The sequence below is a fragment of the Microbacterium longlingense genome (assembly GCF_058349825.2).
Window position 1 is genome coordinate 192,104 of record NZ_JBYRJA020000006.1, and the last position, 20,110, is coordinate 212,213.

Annotated in this window: 20 protein-coding genes and 1 tRNA gene; 10 read left to right on the plus strand and 11 right to left on the minus strand. The window is 69.9% G+C overall.

The window, feature by feature from the left end; genetic code table 11:
* Nucleotides 1–3: 3 nt before the first annotated feature.
* Both AC3RXY_RS10615 and AC3RXY_RS10620 read left to right on the plus strand, forming a co-directional pair.
* Entirely contained in the window at nucleotides 4–1,080 is a 1,077-nt protein-coding gene (locus AC3RXY_RS10615) for a mandelate racemase/muconate lactonizing enzyme family protein (protein ID WP_491510975.1), read from the plus strand.
* A 1-nt stretch (nucleotide 1,081) separates the two neighbouring features.
* Complete coding sequence (locus tag AC3RXY_RS10620; protein ID WP_491510886.1) at nucleotides 1,082–1,840, plus strand: SDR family NAD(P)-dependent oxidoreductase; 759 nt, start codon at nucleotides 1,082–1,084, stop codon at nucleotides 1,838–1,840.
* 42 nt (nucleotides 1,841–1,882) lie between these two features.
* Here the strand turns inward: AC3RXY_RS10620 and AC3RXY_RS10625 are convergent, their stop codons facing one another.
* Both AC3RXY_RS10625 and AC3RXY_RS10630 read right to left on the minus strand, forming a co-directional pair.
* On the minus strand, nucleotides 1,883–2,224 hold the full coding sequence (locus tag AC3RXY_RS10625) for a nuclear transport factor 2 family protein (RefSeq protein ID WP_491510887.1): 342 nt from the start codon (nucleotides 2,222–2,224) through the stop codon (nucleotides 1,883–1,885).
* Nucleotides 2,217–2,966 (minus strand): SDR family NAD(P)-dependent oxidoreductase, encoded by a 750-nt coding sequence (locus tag AC3RXY_RS10630; protein WP_491510888.1) that lies wholly within the window; start codon nucleotides 2,964–2,966, stop codon nucleotides 2,217–2,219. The genes AC3RXY_RS10625 and AC3RXY_RS10630 overlap by 8 nt, the downstream gene beginning before the upstream one ends.
* Nucleotides 2,967–3,043: 77 nt before the next feature.
* Here AC3RXY_RS10630 and AC3RXY_RS10635 point away from each other — a divergent pair, with 77 nt between their 5' ends.
* The 3 genes from AC3RXY_RS10635 to AC3RXY_RS10645 are packed head-to-tail and all read left to right on the plus strand — an operon-like array spanning nucleotide 3,044 to nucleotide 5,825.
* Complete coding sequence (locus AC3RXY_RS10635; RefSeq protein ID WP_491510889.1) at nucleotides 3,044–4,024, plus strand: C-terminal binding protein; 981 nt, start codon at nucleotides 3,044–3,046, stop codon at nucleotides 4,022–4,024.
* Nucleotides 4,025–4,045: 21 nt separating this feature from the next.
* A complete protein-coding gene (locus AC3RXY_RS10640; protein WP_491510890.1) occupies nucleotides 4,046–4,903 on the plus strand; it encodes a fumarylacetoacetate hydrolase family protein in 858 nt (285 codons plus the stop codon).
* Between the two features lie 52 nt (nucleotides 4,904–4,955).
* Nucleotides 4,956–5,825, plus strand: a complete 870-nt coding sequence (locus AC3RXY_RS10645; RefSeq protein ID WP_491510891.1) for an SMP-30/gluconolactonase/LRE family protein — start codon at nucleotides 4,956–4,958, stop codon at nucleotides 5,823–5,825.
* Between the two features lie 72 nt (nucleotides 5,826–5,897).
* Here the strand turns inward: AC3RXY_RS10645 and AC3RXY_RS10650 are convergent.
* The 9 genes from AC3RXY_RS10650 to AC3RXY_RS10690 form a co-directional block, all read right to left on the minus strand.
* A tRNA-Leu gene (locus AC3RXY_RS10650) sits at nucleotides 5,898–5,979 on the minus strand.
* A gap of 84 nt (nucleotides 5,980–6,063) precedes the next feature.
* Nucleotides 6,064–7,086, minus strand: coding sequence for an LLM class flavin-dependent oxidoreductase (locus AC3RXY_RS10655; protein ID WP_491510892.1), 1,023 nt, complete (start codon nucleotides 7,084–7,086; stop codon nucleotides 6,064–6,066).
* 127 nt (nucleotides 7,087–7,213) lie between these two features.
* Nucleotides 7,214–8,338 (minus strand): GNAT family N-acetyltransferase, encoded by a 1,125-nt coding sequence (locus AC3RXY_RS10660; RefSeq protein WP_491510893.1) that lies wholly within the window; start codon nucleotides 8,336–8,338, stop codon nucleotides 7,214–7,216.
* A gap of 49 nt (nucleotides 8,339–8,387) precedes the next feature.
* Nucleotides 8,388–8,672, minus strand: coding sequence for a hypothetical protein (locus AC3RXY_RS10665; RefSeq protein ID WP_491510894.1), 285 nt, complete (start codon nucleotides 8,670–8,672; stop codon nucleotides 8,388–8,390).
* A gap of 518 nt (nucleotides 8,673–9,190) precedes the next feature.
* On the minus strand, nucleotides 9,191–9,961 hold the full coding sequence (locus tag AC3RXY_RS10670) for an ABC transporter ATP-binding protein (protein ID WP_491510895.1): 771 nt from the start codon (nucleotides 9,959–9,961) through the stop codon (nucleotides 9,191–9,193).
* Nucleotides 9,958–10,950 (minus strand): FecCD family ABC transporter permease, encoded by a 993-nt coding sequence (locus AC3RXY_RS10675; RefSeq protein WP_491510896.1) that lies wholly within the window; start codon nucleotides 10,948–10,950, stop codon nucleotides 9,958–9,960. The genes AC3RXY_RS10670 and AC3RXY_RS10675 overlap by 4 nt, the downstream gene beginning before the upstream one ends.
* The gene (locus AC3RXY_RS10680) at nucleotides 10,947–11,972 is read right to left on the minus strand and encodes a FecCD family ABC transporter permease (RefSeq protein ID WP_491510897.1); all 1,026 of its coding nucleotides are present in this window, start codon (nucleotides 11,970–11,972) and stop codon (nucleotides 10,947–10,949) included. Before AC3RXY_RS10680 ends, AC3RXY_RS10675 begins: the two co-directional genes overlap by 4 nt.
* Nucleotides 11,969–13,039: an alpha/beta hydrolase-fold protein gene (locus tag AC3RXY_RS10685; protein ID WP_491510898.1), complete on the minus strand. Its 1,071-nt coding sequence runs from the start codon at nucleotides 13,037–13,039 to the stop codon at nucleotides 11,969–11,971. The genes AC3RXY_RS10680 and AC3RXY_RS10685 overlap by 4 nt, the downstream gene beginning before the upstream one ends.
* Nucleotides 13,040–13,044: 5 nt before the next feature.
* Nucleotides 13,045–14,088, minus strand: coding sequence for an ABC transporter substrate-binding protein (locus AC3RXY_RS10690; protein ID WP_491510899.1), 1,044 nt, complete (start codon nucleotides 14,086–14,088; stop codon nucleotides 13,045–13,047).
* A 100-nt stretch (nucleotides 14,089–14,188) separates the two neighbouring features.
* Between AC3RXY_RS10690 and AC3RXY_RS10695 the strand changes: the two genes are divergently transcribed.
* From AC3RXY_RS10695 to AC3RXY_RS10715, 5 genes are all read left to right on the plus strand, one after another.
* Entirely contained in the window at nucleotides 14,189–15,016 is an 828-nt protein-coding gene (locus tag AC3RXY_RS10695) for a helix-turn-helix transcriptional regulator (protein WP_491510900.1), read from the plus strand.
* 513 nt (nucleotides 15,017–15,529) lie between these two features.
* Nucleotides 15,530–16,801 carry a hypothetical protein gene (locus tag AC3RXY_RS10700; protein WP_491510901.1) on the plus strand — a complete coding sequence of 424 codons (1,272 nt, stop codon included), beginning with the start codon at nucleotides 15,530–15,532 and terminating at the stop codon, nucleotides 16,799–16,801.
* Between the two features lie 149 nt (nucleotides 16,802–16,950).
* Nucleotides 16,951–18,216, plus strand: coding sequence for a TadA family conjugal transfer-associated ATPase (locus tag AC3RXY_RS10705; RefSeq protein WP_491510902.1), 1,266 nt, complete (start codon nucleotides 16,951–16,953; stop codon nucleotides 18,214–18,216).
* Nucleotides 18,213–19,070 (plus strand): type II secretion system F family protein, encoded by an 858-nt coding sequence (locus AC3RXY_RS10710; protein ID WP_491510903.1) that lies wholly within the window; start codon nucleotides 18,213–18,215, stop codon nucleotides 19,068–19,070. Before AC3RXY_RS10705 ends, AC3RXY_RS10710 begins: the two co-directional genes overlap by 4 nt.
* Nucleotides 19,067–20,083: a type II secretion system F family protein gene (locus AC3RXY_RS10715; RefSeq protein ID WP_491510904.1), complete on the plus strand. Its 1,017-nt coding sequence runs from the start codon at nucleotides 19,067–19,069 to the stop codon at nucleotides 20,081–20,083. The genes AC3RXY_RS10710 and AC3RXY_RS10715 overlap by 4 nt, the downstream gene beginning before the upstream one ends.
* Nucleotides 20,084–20,110: the final 27 nt, after the last annotated feature.

The following is a 20,110-nucleotide window of genomic DNA, read 5'->3' on the forward strand; positions in this document are numbered from 1 at the left end:
GGCATGAGCAGGGTCGCCCGCACCGACACGGCCACGGCCGTGCTCGCGCTGCCGGAACCTCTCCACCTGGGCGCCATGACGGTCACCCGGCGCGAGTACGCCGCCGTGCGGGTCACCGCGGCCGACGGAGCAGCGGGTGTGAGCTACTGCCTCTCGCGGGAGGCGCCGATGGCCGAGATCGTCGAGCGTCTCGTGGCTCCTCACGTCGTGGGCGCGGATACCGACGATCCGGTCTCGGCCTGGGACCGGATGCTGCGCGGCAGCGCGATCGTGGGACGGGTCGGCCTGGTGCGCCGTGCCATCGGACTCGTCGACATCGCCCTGTGGGACATCGCCGCGCGACGAGCCGGTGTTCCGCTCTGGCGCCTGCTCGGTGCCGGCGACGCACCACGGGAGTCGATGCTCGTCGCGGCCTACCCCACACCGGGGCGCGCTCCGCGAGAGGTGGCTGACGAGGTGTTGGCACAGGCCGACGGCTGGACCAACGTCAAGATCTCCCGGGCGCCGGACCCGGCGTACATGCGGGAGCTGATCGCGCTCATCACCGCCGAGCTGCCCGATTCGACCTCCCTCGTGGTCGACGCCGGCTTCGGGTGGCGGGACGCCGATGCCGCGATCGACGAGATCGCCCAGTGGGGCGACGTACGCCTGGGATGGCTGGAGGATCCGCTTCTGCCAGAGGACGTCGACGGTCTCGCCCGGATCAGGCGGAAGACCGGGCTGCCGGTCTCCGTCGGAGACGAGGTCACAGACCCCGACGTCCTCAAAGCGATCGTCGAGGTGGGCGGCGCAGACGTCCTGCGTCTTGATGTGGTCGCGGTCGGCGGCGTCACCCCTGCGCGGGAGGTCATTGCCTGGGCCGCAGAGCGAGGTGTCCCGGTCTCCGGCCACGTCTATCCCGAGGTGACAGCGCACCTCGGCATCGGCGTGGAGACGTTCGCGCGGGGACGCAATCGCTATGACCCGGCACCATCGTTCATCGGCGGAGGGCCGGTCTTCGACGGGCTGATCAGGCCGAGCGACGACCCCGGGCTCGGATTCGCGCTTGACGCGACCGTTTTCGACTTCGAAAGGACCTGACATGCCAGCACGCAGCGTGGTCGTGACCGGAACGGCGAAGGGCATCGGACGCGCGGTCGCCGCACGCCTGACCGCAGACGGATGGCACACGATCGGGCTGGAACGTTCTCCGGGTTCCGGAACCGCCGAGGCGGGGATCGTCGCAGAGGTCGTCCTCGGTGACGCATCGGATCGGGCGGCGCATCACCGGGCCGCCCTCGCCGCAGAACGCCACGCGCCCCTGCGCGGCTGGGTCAACAATGCCGGCATCACCGTCCAGACTCCGCTGCACGAGCTCGACGAGGGACAAGCCAGGGAGGTGGTCGAGATCAACGGCTTCGGATACATCTGGGGCTGCTCCGTCGCCGTGTCCTCGTTCCTCGCGCACGGGGTCGCCGGGTCCATCGTGAACATCGGGTCGATCCACGGTCGCGCCAGCCACCGTGATCACGGCGTCTACGAGTTCACCAAGGGGGGTATCGACGCGCTGACCCGCAGCGTCGCGGTCAGCTACGGGGCGCAGGGGATCCGCGCCAACACGGTCGCGCCCGGCGGCGTGCGCACGCCGCACCTTGAGGCGCAGATCGCGGCGGCTCCGGACCCCGCCCGTGCGGAACGGGAGCTTGCCGACGGCCCGCCGATGGGACGGATCGCCCGGCCGGAGGAGATCGCCGCCGTCACGGCGTTCCTCCTGTCGGACGAGGCTCCGTATCTCAGCGGCCAGTCGATCGCCGTGGACGGGGCGTGGACGGCCTCTTTCGGCACGATCGCGCGGTCCTGATGCCGTCGGGTCGCCGGAGGCGCGCGAATCGACGGCACCTGATCAGGCCTTGAGCATCGAGGCGCGCGTGATCAGGCCGTCCACGACGTCGAACGTCGCGATCGTCTCGGTCGCGACGCCGGCGTTGATCACCTGCTCCTGGGCGACCACCCAGCGGGTGCCGAGGAGCATGCTGGCTTCGATCACGCAGGACAGGGCGGGGTTCTGCAGGCGGGGCTCGTAGAATGCGCGGATCGCCGCGCTGCCGACGAGCGGCTCCGGCGCGACACCGGTGATCACGGCATCGGCGGCGTAGGTCGCCAGGAAGGCATCGAGGTCGTGGGCGTTGAACGCGACGAGCTGTGCCCGCACGGTGTCCCACGCGGTGCGGATGTTCTCAGTCAATGCGGACCCCTCCGTTCACGTCGTACGTCGCGCCGGTGATGAAGCGGGCGCGCTCGGATGCCAGTGACCCGATGATCCACGCGACGTCGGCCGGCTGCCCGAACTGCCCGAGCGGGATGCCTTGCTCGAGCGTCGCGCGCCCGTCGGCCGAGAGATGGTCTGTGATGGCACTGGACACCGGGCCCGGGGTGACGGCGTTGACCCTGATGCCCTCCGCTGCGAGGTGGCGGGCGAAGCTGCGGGTGATGGCGAGCAGTGCCCCCTTGCTGGCAGCATAGTGCATCCCGGTCTGCAGGGCCCCGACCTGACCGGCGATCGAGGAGATGTTCACGACGGAGCGGTCGCCTTCTGCTGCCCGCAGCAGGGGCAGGGCGGCGCGTGTGAGCAGGAACGTTCCCCGGGCATTGGTCTCCAGGACGAAGTCCCACTCGTCGATGTCGATGTCGTCGTATCCGGTGTACGGGCAGACGCCGCCGTTGTTGACGAGCACATGCAGCGAGCCCCAGGTGCCCGTGATCTCCTCGACCAGGGCTGAGATGGAGGAGGGGTCGCGCAGGTCGAGACGCGAGACATACGCCTCGGGCGCTCCGGCGGCCAGGCAGTCCTCGGCGACCTGGGCTGCTGCTGCGGCCTGCCCGGCATAGGTGAGCCAGACGGCGGCGCCGTGGCCGGCGAGCTCGAGGGCGGCGGCTGTTCCGATGCCGGAGCTGGCGCCGGTGATGAGGGTGCGGCGGAGAGTCATACCCCAGACGCTATAGCAAGAATCCCGCCAGGGGAATGGCTGGCAAAGATCTGCTAGATGCTATAGCATCCTGTGTCATGGCCGATCCACATATCCTCATCACCGACTGCGACCTTCCCGGCGACGCCGCCGAGACGACCCTCCGTGCCGCCGGCTTGAGCGTGCAGAGAGCCGCAGCGGGCGCCTCCCGGGATGAGCTCGCAGCGCTCGGTGCCGAGGCTACGGGCCTCATCGTGCAATGGCAGCGCATCGATGGCGAGCTCATGGACCGCATGCCGCGGCTGCGGATGATCAGCAGGCTGGGAATCGGCTACGACATGATCGACGTGGCCGCCGCCACGGCGCGCGGGATCGCTGTGGCGAACACGCCCAGCTACTGCATCGAAGAGGTCGCCAGCCACACCATCGCCATGATCATGGCCCAGGCGCGCGGACTGCCCGCATACGATGCCGCCGTGCGGCGCGGGGAGTGGTCTGCCGTCGCCGCCCGGCCGATGGCCGTGCGTCCATCCCGTACCACCGTGTCGGTGCTCGGGTTCGGCCGGATCGGATCGCTCGTCGCTCGACGCTGCAGCGCCCTGGGCTTCCACGTGCTCGTCGCCGACCCCTATGCTGATGCCGCCGTCGTCGCCGCTGCCGACAGCGCGCTCGTCTCGATCCAGGAGGCGATCGCCGCCGCAGACATCCTGACCTTGCACGTGCCGCTCACCGAGGAGACCCATCACCTGATCGACGCGAGCGCCATCGGCGCCATGAAGCGCGGCGCCACGATCGTGAACACCTGCCGGGGCCCGCTGATCGACGAGTCCGCCCTCGTCGAGGCACTGCACAGCGGCCAGCTGGGTGCTGCAGCGCTGGACGTGTACCAGACCGAGCCGCTCGCCCCCGAAGCGGGCTTGCGAAGCGCGCCCCATGTGCTCCTCAGCCCCCACGCGGCGTGGTACTCGCCCGAGGCGCTGGAAGACCTCCCCGTGCACGCCGCCGACAACGTGATCCGGTTCCTGGCCGGCGAGGACGTCGCCGCGATCGTCAATCCGATGCCCGCCCGCGGGCACTGAACCAGAAAACAAGGAGCCATTGTGGAACTCATGCGCCTCGGAGACCGCGGTCGGGAACGACCCTTCGTCCGCGACGACACGGGAGTGGTGCGAGACCTGAGCCCGCTCACCTCCGAGATCGATGGCAGCTTCCTCGCCGCCGACGGCATCGCCCGGGTGCGCCGGGCGCTCGAGTCCGGTGCATTGCCCACGGCCGACGTGACCGGCCTGCGCATCGGCGCCCCGATCGCCCGCCCGGCCGCTGTCGTCTGCATCGGGCAGAACTACGCCGCGCATGCGGCGGAGTCCGGGGCGGAGCCACCGGAGCATCCGGTGGTGTTCTTCAAGCATCCGAACACGATCGTCGGACCGAACGATGTCGTCCGGCTGCCTCCCGGCGCGCTGAAGGTCGACTGGGAGGTCGAGCTCGCGGTGGTCATCGGCAGCGTCGCGCGCTATCTTCCTTCCCGGGAAGCCGCGCGGGAGGTCATCGCCGGGTACACGGTGTCGAATGACGTCTCCGAGCGTGCCTACCAGCTCGAGACATCCGGCGGCCAGTGGTCGAAGGGCAAGTGCTCCGAGACGTTCAACCCGCTCGGCCCGGTTCTGGTGCCCGCAGATGACGTCGACCCGCAAGCGTTGCGGCTCCGATCGTTCGTGAACGGATCGCCGCGGCAGGACTCCACGACGGCGGACATGATATTCCCGGTGCTGCAGATCGTTCAGGAGCTCAGTCACGTCATGGTGCTGGAGCCGGGAGATGTGATCAACACCGGTACGCCGCAGGGTGTGGCGCTGTCCGGACGGTTCCCGTATCTGGCGGAGGGCGACGAGGTCGTCATCGAGATCGATGGCCTGGGCAGCCAGCGTCAGCGGGTGGAGCGGGCGCTGCTGCCCTGAACGGCCGGCCCGTGCCACGGTGCCCCGGTCACGGTGAGAGGGGAAGCAACAGGTGTCGTCCCGTCCGATGCTGCTCGTCGCGGAGCAGGTGACAGAGCCGCTCGCCCATCATGCGGAGGGCCCGGCATGGTGGCCGGGCTGGGGTGGTCTGCGGTACGTCGATCTGGAGGCCGGGGCGTTGCTCACTCTCCGGAGTGATCGCGTGGAGCGCCTGGACCTGGGTGAACGGATCGCCGCCTTCGTCCGCCCGCGGGCGGGGGGCGGATACGTCGTCGCGGTCGAACGCGGCATCGCGCTCGCCGAGCAGATGGACGCGATACCGACGGTCAGGCGGGAGTTCTGGACCGATCAGGGCCTCCGGATGAACGACGGGACGGTGGACCCGCAGGGGCGCCTGCTCGCGGGCGGCATGGCCTATGACGCCCGATCCGGTGCCGCTGCGGTGTACCGGATCGGGTCCGACCTGGAGCCGCGCGTCCTGATCCCCGGTGTCTCGGTGTCCAACGGCATCGGCTTCTCGCCGGACGGCGCGCGTTGCTACTACGTCGATTCGCTGACGAACCGCGTGGACGTGATGGCGTACGGCGCCGGCCGGCCCGGCGAGCGGAAGACCTTCGTCCGGATCCGGCCGGAGGATGGTCTTCCCGACGGTCTTGCTGTGTCGGCAGACGGCTCTGTGTGGGTGGCGCTCTGGGGTGGCGGTGCGGTGCGCGGCTACGGGCAGGACGGCGTGCTGCACACCGTGGTGCATGTCCCGGTGCGCCAGGTCACCGCGTGCGCCTTCGGAGGCCCGGGCTTGCGGACGCTCTACATCACCACGTCCCGTCAGGGACGCGGTGCTGAGGCGGAGGACGAAGCGGGGAGCGTCTTCGCCGCGCGAACACCCTATGCGGGCGTTCCGCTGACGGCGTTCGCGGGCTGACACCGGCTCGGGGCAGCGGCTAACCGGGGGCATCGGGGCCGATGTGCGGCAGTGCACGCGCATCCTCGGCGGTGCGGAAGGTGGGACTCGAACCCACACGCCCGAAGGCACAGGAACCTAAATCCTGCGTGTCTACCGGTTTCACCACTCCCGCGTGTGGGATCAGTCTACGGGGAGGGCGCGGACCATGCCGCTGCGGCTCGGAGTCTGGGCAGCGCCGCGGCATCCCGGGCGACAGTCAGGTGCGCAGTGCCGGCGCCACGTGCTCGAAGAACAGCCGGATCGACTCCCGGGAGCCGCCCGCCAGCGCAATGACGCCGTCGATCGCCTCCGCGTCGCGCCAGCGCCGGACAGCCTCGATCGCGTCGTCCGGCGTGCCGACGACGCTCCAGTGCGCTGCGCCGCCGGATCGGGGTGCGCCGGCGATCTCGCGGGCCCGATCCGCGGTCGCCGCGAGGACGAAACCGAACCCAGGGAGGAAGCTGATGTCATCCGCCGGTCGTCCGGCAGCGACGGCCGCGTCGCGCAGCGCCGAGCGCTGGGCGCGGGCATCGTCGATGTCGGGCGCGGCGCCGAACACGGCGTCTGCGGTGGCGCCGGCGAACGCGACACCGGCCGGAGAGCCGCCGGCCTGGAACAGCGCTGGCCGCGGTCCGGGATGGGCAGGTGGTGCCATCGGGCCGCGCACCCGGAAGTGCTCGCCCGCGAAGTCGATCGCGCGAACGAGGTCGGGATCAGCGAAGCGCCCGGTCGCCCGGTCGGCGATGACGGCTTCAGCCGGGAAGCTGTTCCACAGGCTCTGAACGACCTCCACGAACTCCGCGGCGCGCCGGTACCGGGCCGCCGAGTCCGGCGGGATCCCGCCGCCGTGGTTGTCGTAGCCGCCTAATGCGGTCACCGCGTTCCAGCCCGCTCTTCCGCCGCTGATCCGATGCAGGGACTGCACCTGCCGCGCGGTCGTGTAGGGCGACGCGAACGACGTCTGCACGGTCGGCACGAGGCGGATGCGCGTGGTCAGCGCTGCGAGCGCGGAGACAAGGGTGTGCGAGTCGAGGGTGGCGAAGCCCGGAGCATGGCCGATGCCGGTGGGATCGAGGTGTCCCGCATCCGGCGCGAACAGGAAGTCGATCCCGGCGTCATCGGCATCGCGCGCGATTTCGGCATACGGCCGGAGAGAGAACATCTCCTCGACACCGCTGTCCGCGCGCCGCCATGCGTCGCCGCGCAGCCAGGTGGGGGAGAGTGCGAAGCCGATCTGCATCGTGATGTCCGTTCGGGAGAGGGCGGCCGAGACGAGAGTATCCCGCGTCCCGGACGTCGCGGGCGCACGGCAGCCGGGGGCGGCGGTCAGGCGGCCGCCGCCCCCGGCTGCCGTAGCGACGGGAACATCACGCCCCGGGGTCTTCCGTGTTCACGCTCCCGCCGTCGGCCGGCAGGACCTTCTTCCACGCGGCCGAGGCGCATTGCGGAACGAAACCGATCGCCTCGTTGATGTCGAGCATCGGCCGGTTCTCCTCGGCGTTGTAGGTGACCACATGGGGAGATCGCGGCGCGATCCCGCGCCAGTGCTGGAGGCCGGCGCACTTGACGAGCATGCCCAGGCGGTGCCCGCGATGCTCCCGCAGCACGAGGGTGTCATGCTGGCGGCTCGGCGCGGAGGGATCTGTGCCGATGATGAGCTCGTTGAACGCGACGACCTCGCCTGTTTCCTCCTCGATCGCGGCCGTCACCAGGCCGGAGCGACCGCCGTCGAGCAGCTGCCGTTCTGCCTGGGCGAGGCGATCGGGATCCCAGGTCTCCTCGTCCACTTCGAGTCCGGCCGACGGGGCATCGGTCGACATGCGCGACTTGGCCCATGCATAGGCGTCGGCGTGCTCCGCGGGTGTCGGCATCATCCAGTGGGCCACCCGATAGCCGTCAGACATCCGCTCCGCGTCGGCGTAAAGGCGGGAGACGTGATCCGCCGAGGCCGCGAGATCGAGCACGCTGCGTCGCTGGACCTGTTCCAGGGTGTAACCGTGGCGTTGGAGGAAGCGCGCGGCCCTGTCACGGGGAATCCTGCCGTACCCGGTGGGCGGCGTGAGCTGATCGCCCGGCGCATCCGGGTGGTCGGCCCAGAGCTGCAGGACGGTGCGTCCGTACTCGCGGGCCACCCGTTCCACGAGGGCGTGGGCGGCCGATCCGATCCCGCGGCCGGCGAACTCGTCGAGTATCCCGATGTCCCAGAACGCGGTGATCGATCCGGCTTCCAGCGGGATGTCGACGCCCATGTGCCCGACCGTGCGGTCCCCGATCAGGATGGCCCAGAGCAGTCGGATCTCATGCGGATCCGGGCGGTACTGCGGCAGCATCTCCGCAGGCGACATCGCATCGTCATCGGTTCCGAGGATCTCGCGATAGACGGCGTTGCGAACGTGAACCAGCGCGACGAACTCTTCGGCGTCTGGCCCGTCGATCGAGTTCGGCGCCGCCAGGGCGCGGAACTCGACCGACGGTGAAGGGGAGGTGTTCATGTGATGTCCATTCGTGTGCGGCAGAGGGTCGTGTGCGGCAGAGGGGTTCTCAGAATCGCGGGATCTGGGCCCGCTGAGCCGACCAGCGCCGCTCGCGCTCTTCGCGTGCGAGGCGGGCGGCGTGCCAGGCGGCCGGGTCGGGGCGCTGCGGGCGGGGGCGTGTGCTCCACCGCAGCAGTCGCACGGCGGCCCAGAGCGCGATGCGGTCGGGCAGCGTCGTGCGCGGTGCCCGGCCCGCGAGATCGCGGACGGCGTCCGGCAGATCAGCGAGTGTCGGGTCGGGGAGGGACGGGGGAACAGCGGGCGTGCGCACAGGCACGGCAGGCGTGGGCATGGAAGATCGCTTTCGATCCGAGTGCGGGAGGCCGCGATGTGCGGCGGGGAGGGGTGTGCGCGTGACGGCGTGAGAGCACCGTGGGCGGACAGGTCGGCGTGACGCGCAGCGTGCGCGTGGCCCGGGGAACGCAGCGGGGTCCCAGAGAGGGGCGGACCGCTCGTGACAGAGCGGTGGTGCTACGCGGAGGCGTGCAGCCCGGCGTCGCAGCCTCCGAAGACGGCCCCGACGGCAGCGCGCGTATACGTCGGAACGTTCGTTCCTGTCGAGTACACAAGCATCATCATCATGGGGCCTCCTCTCCGGGTGTGTGACGCGAAGTAACAAGGTAACGCGCCTGGCGTGGACGCGTCAAGAAACCGGCCACGATTCGGGAAACCGGTGGCGTCGGAGGGGCACCGGGCGCGCGGCTGGCTCGCGCCGAGGCCCCTCCGACGGCGCCGGCGAACAGCACGGCCGCACCGCTTCCCCCTTCCGCCCGCACGTCGTCGCGGCCGTTGCCGGGTGGTCGGGGACGATCACGCCCATCGTGGTGTCACGACGGGCGATCCTGCCTGCGAATCCGTTTCGATGACGGCATCGACGTCGAAGACGTCGCGGATGAGCTCGGATGTGACGACGTCCGCTGGCGTACCCCGCGCGACGATCTCTCCGTCCTTCATGACGACGAGGTCGCTGGCGTAGCGGAACGCCTGGTTCAGGTCATGGAGCACGGCGACGATCGTGCTGCCCTCCTCGTTGAGGCGTCGGCACAGCCGGAGCACCTCGATCTGATGCGCCAGGTCGAGTGCCGCCGTTGGTTCGTCGAGGAGGACGAGCGGTGTCTCCTGTGCGAGAACGAGTGCGATCCACACGCGCTGGCGCTGGCCGCCGGAGAGCTCGTCGACGAAACGGTGCGCGAGCTCGGTGATCCCGGTGCGGTTCATGGCCGCCGCCACCGCTGCTGCGTCCTGCTCCGTCCACCCGCTCACGAGCGTCCGGTGCGGGTAGCGCCCGCGTGCCACGAGTTCCGCGACGGTGATGCCGTCCGGTGTCGTCGGTGCCTGCGGCAGCAGTCCCAGGTGACGCGCGAGTTCCTTGGCGCGGTACGACGCCAGTTCTCTGCCGTCGAGGACGACCGACCCCGCCGACGCAGGAACCGCCCGGGAGAGCGCCCCGAGCAGCGTCGACTTGCCGCACCCGTTCGGTCCGATGATGACGGTGAAGCCGCCGGGCTGAAGACGGAGATCCAGTCCGTCCAACACGGTGCTGTCGCTGTAGGAGACGCTGAGGCCGCGGGCTTCGATCATGCGATCGCCTTCCGTCGTCGTGTGCTGAGCGCGATGAGTCCGATGAGGTACGCGCCGCCGACGCTCACCGTGATCGCGCCCACCGGCAGGGGAGTTTTCGGGATGAGCCGCAGCGCGACGAGGTCGGCCAGCGACAGCAACGCCGCGCCGGTCAGCGCCGTCGGGAGCGGTGCGTAGCCGCGCCGGCCCGTCATGAACGCCGCGAGATGGGGGGCTGCGAGGGCGACGAAGGCGATCGGCCCGGTGACCGCGACGACGGTCGCCGCCAGCAGCACGGCCAGCACCGTCGTCGACAGCCGCACGCGCCCCGGGTCGACGCCGAGGCCGCGTGCGAGCGGGTCGCCGAGCGCGAGCATGCGCAGCGGGCGGACAAGCAGGCCGGCGGGCAGAGCGCAGCATGCGATCACGATCGCGGCGGGTGCGAACCGCTCCCAGCTCACGTCGTTGAGCGAGCCGAGAGCCCAGCTCGACGCGCTCATGGCGACCTTGACATCGGCAGCCAGAATGATCCAGGTGTTCAGGGATGTCAGGAACGCGCTCATCGCGATGCCGACGATGATGATGCGGAAAGCGCCGGAGCCGCCGAGCCGGGCGACGGTGAAGACGACCGCAGCCGCGGCGATGCCTCCGATGAGCGCGCCGGCGGTCATCCCGGCGAAGCCACGGCCGAGCAGGATGCTGGCGATGAGGACGCCGGTGAACGCGCCGGTGTCGAAGCCGATGACGTCTGGGCTGCCGAGCGGGTTGCGGGTCGCGTTCTGCATGAGCGACCCGGCCACCGCGAGGGCGGCACCGAAGACGATGGCGGCCGCCGCGCGAGGCAGCCGCCATTGCTGCACGATCATCACGTCCACGAGAGCTCCCCGGCCGAGCAGTGCGTCGACGGTCTCGGCGAGTCCGAGTCCGGCGCTGCCGGTTCCCAGCGCGAGCACGGACACGGCGGCGATGACGACGAGGAGCAGGGCCACGGCGATGCGTGATCGGGTCATGAGCGCGGCCCGCGCATCCGTCCGAGCAGCACCACGAGCACGGGAGCGCCGATGATGCCCGTCACGATCCCGACGGGGAGCTCGCCGGCCGGGAGCGCCACACGCCCGACGACGTCTGCGACGAGCAGGAGAGAGGGCCCGATGAGCAGGGAGAACACGACGAGCCTGGTCTGATCAGGGCCGGCGAAGCGCCGGGCGACATGCGGCACCATGAGCCCGACGAAGGAGAGCGGACCGACCATTGCCGTCGCTGCGCCCGCGAGCAGGGAGATCGTCAGGATCGTGACCATGCGGGTGCGCGCGACGGGTGCCCCGGTGGCTTCCGAGAGCCGGTCGCCCAGGCTCAGCTGGTTGAGCGCCGGGGTGATGAGCAGGGCGAGCACCATCCCGACGGCCCAGAACGGCGCGGCGACCACCAGCGGCTCCCACCCGCGGCGCGACAGCGAGCCGGCGCCCCACGCGCTCATCTGGGCGAACACGTCGGGGCTCAGCTGCATCATGGTCGTCATGATCCCCCCGAACAAGGCGCTCAACGCCACGCCTGCGAGCAGCAGCCGCGAGGGGTCGGCGGCCGAGGATGGGCCAGAGGCGATCAGGTAGACGCAGGCCGTCGCGACGAGTGCTCCGGCGAGCGCGAACCAGATCGTCGTGAGCGGAGAGGTGAGTCCGAGGACCACCCCGGCGAGGACGACGCACAGGCCAGCGCCGGCGGTGACGCCCAGGATGCCGGGATCGGCGATCGGATTGCGGGTGAGCGACTGGGTGAGGGCTCCGGCGACGCCGAGCGCGGAGCCCGCTGCGATGGCGAGCAGTGTCCGCGGTACGCGGATGTCGTTGACGACGATGCTTGTCGCCGAGCCGTCCGGGGTGGCCAACGCCCGCCACACCTCGTCGGGTGTGAGGGATGCGTCGCCGACGGCCAGGCTCAGCAGGGCGGTGGCAGCAAGGGCCAGGGCGCCGACGATCAGGACGAGAGCGAGCGGCGCGCGTGCTCCGGTCGCGGCAGGTGCGGGCGATATCACCAGCGGTCCAGGGCATCGAGGACAGCATGGCGATACCAGGCGTAGTCGTGGCCGCCGGGCCACGTCTCGCATCGTGCGTCTGCGCCCGCCGTGAGCGCGGCGTCGGCGAACATGCGGCTCTGGTGGATCATGGAGCCCTCCTCGCGGCCCACATGCAACAGGAAACGGGTGTCTGGCAGGGAGCGTCCCGCAAGCTCGCGGGTCAGCAGGCCAGGGCCGGGGTCGTCACGGGCATCGTGGCCGGGCGTGAACCAGAAGGAACCCGAGCTGATCACGGCGGTGCGGATGGCGTCGGGGCGATCGGTGACCAGCCCGGCGGCGGCGAGGCCGCCGTAACTCTGACCGGCCACGGCGACGGAGGCGGCGGGGAACCGTGTGCCGAGTGCTGCCGATGCCGCAGGCAGCACCCGGCCGACGACGAGATCGGTCATGGCAGCGCGGTCGGCGAGCGTCTCGCGTTCGGGTGTCGGGATGATCACGAAGGCGGCCGGTGCCGGACGGCCGTGATTCCAACGGCCCGCCGCGGCTGCGATCCCCAGGCTGTTCAGCCACACATCGCCGTCGAGCATCAGTACGAGACGGGTGGGCTCTGCCTCGGGTGCGAGAAGCGTTGCCGTGCGGTCGTCGAGGACGAGGTCCCGGCGCGAGACGAGGAGCGACGGGCGGTCCGGGGCCCAGGCGGCATGCCCCGGTGCGGCGTCCGGCCCGATCAGGAGGGTCGCGGTGGTGCCAGACCCGAACGCGTCATGGAGGAACACCGGATGATCAGGGTCGGCGACGCCCGATGCGACGAGCGCCCTGAGGGCATCGAGGTCCTGCGGGCCGCCAGCGGACCGCCGACGGCGGAGGTACCGGTAGGTGAGCTCGACGTCGGCGGGGAGCCGGACCGTCACCTCGCGTTCGCCTGTGCTCGCACGGGGCTTCAGCACGAGGTGATCGATGTCGGGCCACGCCGGGTGCAGCAGGAAGTCGATGTCGAGGAGCACGTCCGTCGATGGGTCCTCCTCGCGGGCGGAGAACGTCACCTCGATCGTTCCGTCTGCGCCCCGGGCGCCGAAGCGGTGCACTCAGATCACCGCGTGGTCGACTCGAGGAGCGGGAGCACCGCCTCGAGGTCGTCGATCGAACTGAGGATGCCTGGCTGAGGGATCGACGAGTCGTGGCCATCCGGAAGCGCGATGTACATCTGGTTCTGCACGGCCGAAAGAGCGGTGAACAGCGCGGACTTCTCGAAAGCCTCACGCTGCCCCTTCTCGAGGAGCGAGTGGTAGCCGATGACGACCACGTCAGCGTCGAGCAGCGGCGTCTGCTCCTCGCTGACGACGTCCGCCGGGTACTCGGCCCCGAACGCCGAGCTGGACGCCGCGGGCTGGAAGCCCAGCTGCGTGAAGAACCATGACGCCTCGGTGCCGGGTACCGACATATAGGTGACCTGGGTGGGGTAGACCACCGCATAGTTCAGGGTGAGGTCGGCGAACTGCGGGTTGGCCGCCCGGGCCGCCGCGAAGGCGTCATGCACGGCGGAGATGTTCTCCTCACCCTGCTCGGCGCGGTCGAAGGCCTGCGCGACGAGACGGTGGCGGCTCTCCCACGTCGACGGGGTGTCTTCTGGCAGCGCGACAACCGGGGCGATGGCCGAAAGCTTGTCGTACGTGCTCGCGAGGTCCCAGTAGCCGGCTGCGAGGATGACGTCGGGCTCCAGCTTGGCGATCGCCTCGTAGTCGGGCTCGGCGTACGGGTCGAAGAGCTGCTCGATCTCGGTGGTCGCACCCGCCTGCTGGGCCTGCGCGAGCGCGGTCTCCTCGTACGCGTAGAGGTCGGTGGCGTCGCCGGCCGGACGGAAGGATCCGACCGGGATGACACCGAGCGCGAGCGCGTCGTCGATGTCGCCGAGAGCCACCACGCGCTCCGGGGCGGCATCGAGCACGGTCGTGCCGAACTCCGTGTCGAGCGTGAGCGGATAGGTCGTCGCCGCCGGCTCGTTCCCGCCCGCCTCCGCCTCGGAGTCGCCGCCCCCCGCAGCGCATCCGACGAGGAGGACCGCGGCGACGGCGAGGACCGCGATGCCGGCACGGCCGCGGCGGCCGGGGAATGCGGGGCGGGCTGCATGCTGCATGGGGACTACTTCCATCCGGGGGGCAAGACTCAGCCAGATTAGCCTTGCCTAACTACCGGATATTCTGTTGAGAGGCCGCAATAGCTTCGAACGGACACTCATGCTCACTGACGCCACGTGGGTCTTTCCCCCGCTCGTCGAACACGTCGATTTCGTGTACGAGTCGCACCGGTACGCGGTGGGCAGCCCCGACGGCATTCGCGTCGTCCGCTACCGGGTCGACCGTGCCGGCAGTTTCGGCGTACATGTGGAGCGCGGGCTCCACCAACTCACCTGGTTCGTCGGCGCCGACATGGCCGTCTTCGCCGCGGACGCGTTCTTCATGCTGCCCTCATCGCAGGGCATCTGGATTCCCTCGGACACCCCGCACGACATCGCCTGCACGGCGCCGGGCGAGCTCTTCTGCGTCTACGTGCGCGAGGAAGCAGGGCCCGTCGAGCTTTCTGGTGCCCCTGTTCGGATCGCCGTCGACGAACTGCTGCGCGGTCTCATTCGCCACCTGGCGTCGAACCTGCCGGAGGATGCCGGGCTGCGTGCCCGCGCCGTGCTCCTCGACGCGGTTCCCGCGCGCACCCTCCTGCCGATGTCACTTCCGATGCCGACCGACCCGATCGCCCGCGCGGTCGCCGAGCGCTTCCTCGATGCTCCGACCTCGCCGCCCCTGCTCGACGAGATCGCCCGGACCTCGAGCACCAGCGCGCGAACGATCCGGCGCCGTTTCCTCGCGGAGACGGGGCTGACGTACCGGGCCTGGACGACACGCGCGCGGCTTTCGCTCGCGCTCCCGCTGCTCGAGTCCGCGAGACCCGTCAAGGACGTCGCGTGGCTCGTCGGCTACGCAAGTCCTGGCGCGTTCATCGCCGCGTTCGCCGCCGAGTTCGGAACGACTCCGGGGCGCGGCCAGGTCGTCAGAGCGCCGCACCGCTGAACCGGAGACCGATACGGTGGCCCGCCCTGGCTGAGGTGGGCCCGGCACCGAACTCAGGCAGGAGGGGCGCGAGCCGACCGAAACCGGCGGTTTGCCGGCTTCTGGGCGAAGATTGCCTGAGTTAGGAACGTCGCGGTCGGTCGGACTGCCCGGAATACCCGCCGTGCCGTTGGCTGGCTGCTCGCTGGGATACATCGCGAGAATACCGGCCGTGTCTCGACATTGTCGGCATCGCCGCCGGAAATCTTCGTGCGCCGATGACATGAGAAGCATCTGTGGTCCGGCGTCACGCACGTGAGAGGCGGGAACGTCACGTGACAATCCGTTCGGTTCATCGGAATTGCTTTTCTGATCGATGTAGGGTTGTTCTGCAATAGTCAATTCTGACGCTGTCCCGGATCGCCTGCTGTCCGAACTGGAGGGAAAGAAGACTTTCGGTCCGTGGGTGCGCGTCGACGCCTCGGAGCGAAACATCAGGATCGTGCATGAGGTGCTGAGCGCGAAAGGCGGAGCATGAACCGGGCCTGGTTCGTCATCCGGCACGCGATGCCCATGATGCTCGTCCAGCTGATCCCGCTGGCCGCTTCCTTCGTTGTGGTATCGGTCGCCCTGAGCCTCGGCCGCGACGATTTCGTCGTCGTCATAGGGATGTCTGCCACGATCGCGGGCCTCGGCATGCTGATCAATGTCGGCGTCGGCGTGGCCACTCTCCGCGATCTTTCCTTCGCGCGGGATGATGCTCAGAAGATTATTTCTGTGCTCTCCTGGAATCTCAGGATCGCATCCGCTGTGTCGTTCGTTTCGCTGTCATTGAGCCTGATCACGGCGGTCGTGCTGTGGATCGTGCTCCCCGCGGCATCAGGGGCGCGCACCGGGGTGATCATCGCGTTCCTCCTGCTGATCCCGAGCCTCCTGATCGGGCCCCACACCAGCGTCCTGTCCGCAGCGTTCCAACATCTTGACCGCGAGAAAGACAATCTCACGATCACGCTGAGCAGGACTGCCGTCGCGTTGTTGGTCGGCCTGGCGGTGGTGCTGACGATCGACAGCGACCTTCTGGCGATCGCGCTTCAGTCGGGCGTGGGAGCAGTGATGGCCTGGACCATGCTCGCTGAGCGCAGGAGGCGCCTGGTCAGATCGCAGCTGAAAGTTGCCGTCATCCAGGCGCCGCTCTTTTCTCGGAAGGAGATATGGGACCGGGCGCTCAACTCTCTGGATGGTGCGGTGTTCATGATCCTGTTCGTCGTGGCGCAGCTTGTTGCAGCCAGTATTTCCATCGATGTGGGAGCGCAGATCGCGACGGCGGTCGCGTTCTGTCGCACGGCGATCATCCCGCTCAAAATGATCGGGATAACCGCAGGCAGGATGAGCCTTCGCGAGAGGAGTGCGGCCCTCGATTTCGCACGAGCCTCGATGCTCGCAACCGCTCTCGTGGCCGTGCCGTTGGCATTGATTCTCGTGCTGGCGTCGCTGCTCGGCTTTCGGCCGATTTCGGGTGCGCTGTTGACTCTCCTCGTTGCGGCCCAGCTGATCGTCGAGCCGGTTGCCGGATCTCTGTTCGCCTTCCTCAAGGTATCGTTCGGTGCGCTTTCCGGCCTCGCCGGCCTGATCGCGACCTACCTCGTGCTGGCCCCGCTCTTGCTCATCGTGGGTAGGTTCACCGTGCCGACGGCCATTGGGATCTGGCTCTGCCTGCTCATCGTCAGGGTTCTGTTCGGAGCGTCCAATGTTCTGGCTTTGCGCGCGGGGCTGCGCGACTCCGGTCGAGCGTCTGCACCGGTCTGATCCCCGTGCACACCGGGGTCCGTGCCCGGCGGGCGCCGGTCGGGCTGAGTACCGCGAGTGCGGTGGTCGGCGTGCGTGTTTGCATGCGGCGGAACACTTCTGGGGATAACTTCTGACCCGGTCGCGGGAACATTGCGAGGATTCCTCGCGTGACCCACCCATCTGTTCTTGTCGTCGACCGTGTGCGACGCCGTCTGCGCGCCGAGGGGATCGATCCGTCGCTCGACCCGGAGGACGCGCACCGGGTCGCGGTGGCCGAGGTGCGTCGCCACAACGATCTCGCGCTCGCGCGGGCCGAGAGCACGATCGACGACGAGGCGCGGTGCGTCCGCGAGGTGCTCGCGTCTGTCAACGGTTTCGGTGCGCTGCAGCCTCTCCTCGATGATCCGGACATCGAGGAGATCTGGCTGAACCGGCCGGAACGGGTCTTCTTCTCTCGGGGTGGTGTCACGGAGTGCGTGGATGTGGGGCTCACCGCTGCAGATGTGCGTGAGCTCGTCGAACGGATGCTGCACGCATCGGGGCGTCGGGTGGACATCTCGGAGCCCTTCGTCGATGCCGCGCTGCCAGACGGTTCCCGGTTGCATGTCGCGATCGCCGATGTGGTCCGTGGGTCGTGGGCGGTGAACATCCGGAAGTTCCTCGCGCACTACCGGACCCTCGACGCTCTTGTCGCCGGCGGTGCGATGCCGGCGGGAACAGCCGGCATCCTCACGGACGCCATGCGGGCAGGGCGCAGCGTCATCGTCGCCGGGGCCACCCACGCCGGAAAAACCACGCTGCTCGGGGCGCTGCTGACGGCGTGTGCGCAGGGGCACCGCATCGTCACCGTCGAGGAGACCTTCGAGCTCGCGGTCGATGCCCCCGATCTCGTGGCACTGCAGTGCCGGCAGCCGAGCCTGGAGGGCACCGGCGCGATCACCCTCCGGCGCCTGGTGCGCGAAGCGCTGCGCATGCGGCCTGATCGGATCGTCGTCGGCGAGGTGCGCGATGCGGAGGCGCTCGATCTCGTGCTGGCACTGAACACCGGCGTGCCCGGCGCCTGCACGGTCCACGCCAACTCCGCTGCCGACGCCCTCGAGAAGCTGTGCCTGCTGCCGCTTCTTGCCGGGCGCAACATCGACCGCGACTTCATCGCGCCCGCGATCGCCCGGTCGGTGGGGCTGGTGGTGCACTGCGAACGCGGCCCGGACGGCAGCCGCCGGGTTTCTGAGGTGATCGCGCCGACCGGGATCGTGCGTTCGGGCGTGATCGAAGCGCGCACCCTGTATCGGGTCGGCGAGCCCGTGGCTCTGACCACGATCGGCGGTGGTGCGTCGCGGGCGGCGCCGGTCGCGTCCCGACGCGCGGGGCGGCACAGCGCCGCTGGCGTGGACAGCGACGACCGCGCCGACGTCCGGCGGGACGCGATATGACGATCCTGCTCGGAGCAGCCCTGGCCGCCGGAGTCCTGCTGTGCGTCTCGCCGTGGTTGTGGCCACCGCGCGCCGCCGTCGCGGAGGGCGCACGCCGCAACGCTGTACAACGTCTGGGCGAGGAGGCCGGCCTGGGCGGGGCGGCGCCGCGGATCCTCCTGGCGCTGATGATCGGAAGCGGCCCGGTCATCGCGGCCGCCGTGTGGCTGTTGACGGGGCTCGCGCCTCTCGTCCTCGTCGCCGGTGTCGCCGGTGCTGCGGCGCCGTTCGTGGCCCTGCGCTCGCGGCGACGCCGACTCCTGCGGGCCCGACGCGCAATGTGGCCCGATGTGTGCGATCTGCTCGTGGCCGGCATCCGCGTGGGGATGTCCCTTCCCGATGCGGTGGCGGGCCTCGCGTCGTCGGCGCCGCCGGTGCTGCGCCCGGCGTTCGCCGCCTTCGCTCGAGACCTCACCGCGACCGGCCGGTTCGACGCGGCGGCGACCCGGCTCAAAGACGCCCTGGCAGACCCCGTCGCCGATCGCATCACGGAGACGCTGCGGATGGCGCGCGAGGTCGGTGGGACCGAGCTCGTCGCGGTGTTGCGGGCGCTCTCGGCCTCCGTCCGCGCGGAAGCCGCGGTCCGAGGAGAAGTCGAGGCTCGACAATCGTGGACGCGCTCGGCGGCGGTGCTGGGAGTGTGCGCACCGTGGGCGATCCTCGGCCTGCTGGCGATGCGTGCCGAGGGCGCCCAGGCCTATGCGACGGGGGAGGGCACCCTGCTGATCCTCGCGGGTGCTGTGGTGTCGGTGACCGCGTTCCGACTCATGATCCGGGTCGGTCGGCTTCCCGAGCCACAGCGGTGGTTCGGATGAGCGCGCCGACCGTCGCCGCTCTGGCGGTGCTCCTCGGTGGTGCCGGGGGTGCTGGAGCCCTGCTGCTGCTCTCTCTCGCGCCGCGGCTCCGCGCCCCAGCGCTGCACGTGCGCATCGCCCCCTACCTCCGGGACGTGATCGCCGACGCAGCGCTTCCGGCAGGGACGGCCCCTCGCGTGGGCGTGCTGGCGGTCAGCGGTCGCGCCCGGTGGCTGCGTTGGCGCGCCGGTTTCGCGCAGCAGATGGGTGGCGTCGACGGTGTCGAGCGCCGCCTGGCCCAGGCCGGAGTCGGGTACGACGCGGTGAGCTACCGCGGTCGCCAACTCGGGTGGGGGATCGCCGGCGTGGGCATCGGCGCGCTGGCGGTGATCGCGCTGGTGCTCGGCGGGCGCCTGTCCGCGCCGGCCGTGCTGCTGCCGCTTCTCGCGGGCGTTGGTGCAGCTGCCGGGGCAGACATGGTGCTCTCCGCTCGGGCGCGCGCTCGGGTGTCCCGCATCGTCGACGAGCTGCCGACGGTGCTGGAGTTCCTCGCGCTGTGTCTGTCTGCGGGCGAGGGGCTGCGGGACAGTCTGCGCCGGGTGGCCGCCGTGGGGTCGGGCGAGCTCACCGCGGAGTTGCGTGCGGTGGTTCTCGCGGCCGGAACAGGGCTGCCGCTCGCCGACGCCCTCGCCGAGATGTCGAACCGGCTCGCGATCCCTCCGCTCACGCGGACGGTCGACCAGCTCGTCGCGGCGCTGGAACGCGGGGCTCCCCTCGCGGGGGTGCTGCACGCGCAGGCCGCCGACGCCCGGGACGACGCCAAACGCAACCTCATCGAGAGCGCCGGCCGCAAAGAGATCGCGATGCTCCTGCCGCACAAGTATGGATTAACACCTTTTGAGGGACCTTGGCCTGGAGACGTCCAAAGAATCCGTCCTCCACATGGTGGACAGACGAACGTCCAGCCACGACGGGTGCCAAAGTCTGTCCCCCAAAGACCCTACAGACGGCAAGAAATGCCTCGTCTAGACTGAAACAGATGTCCGGATAACCATGAGGGC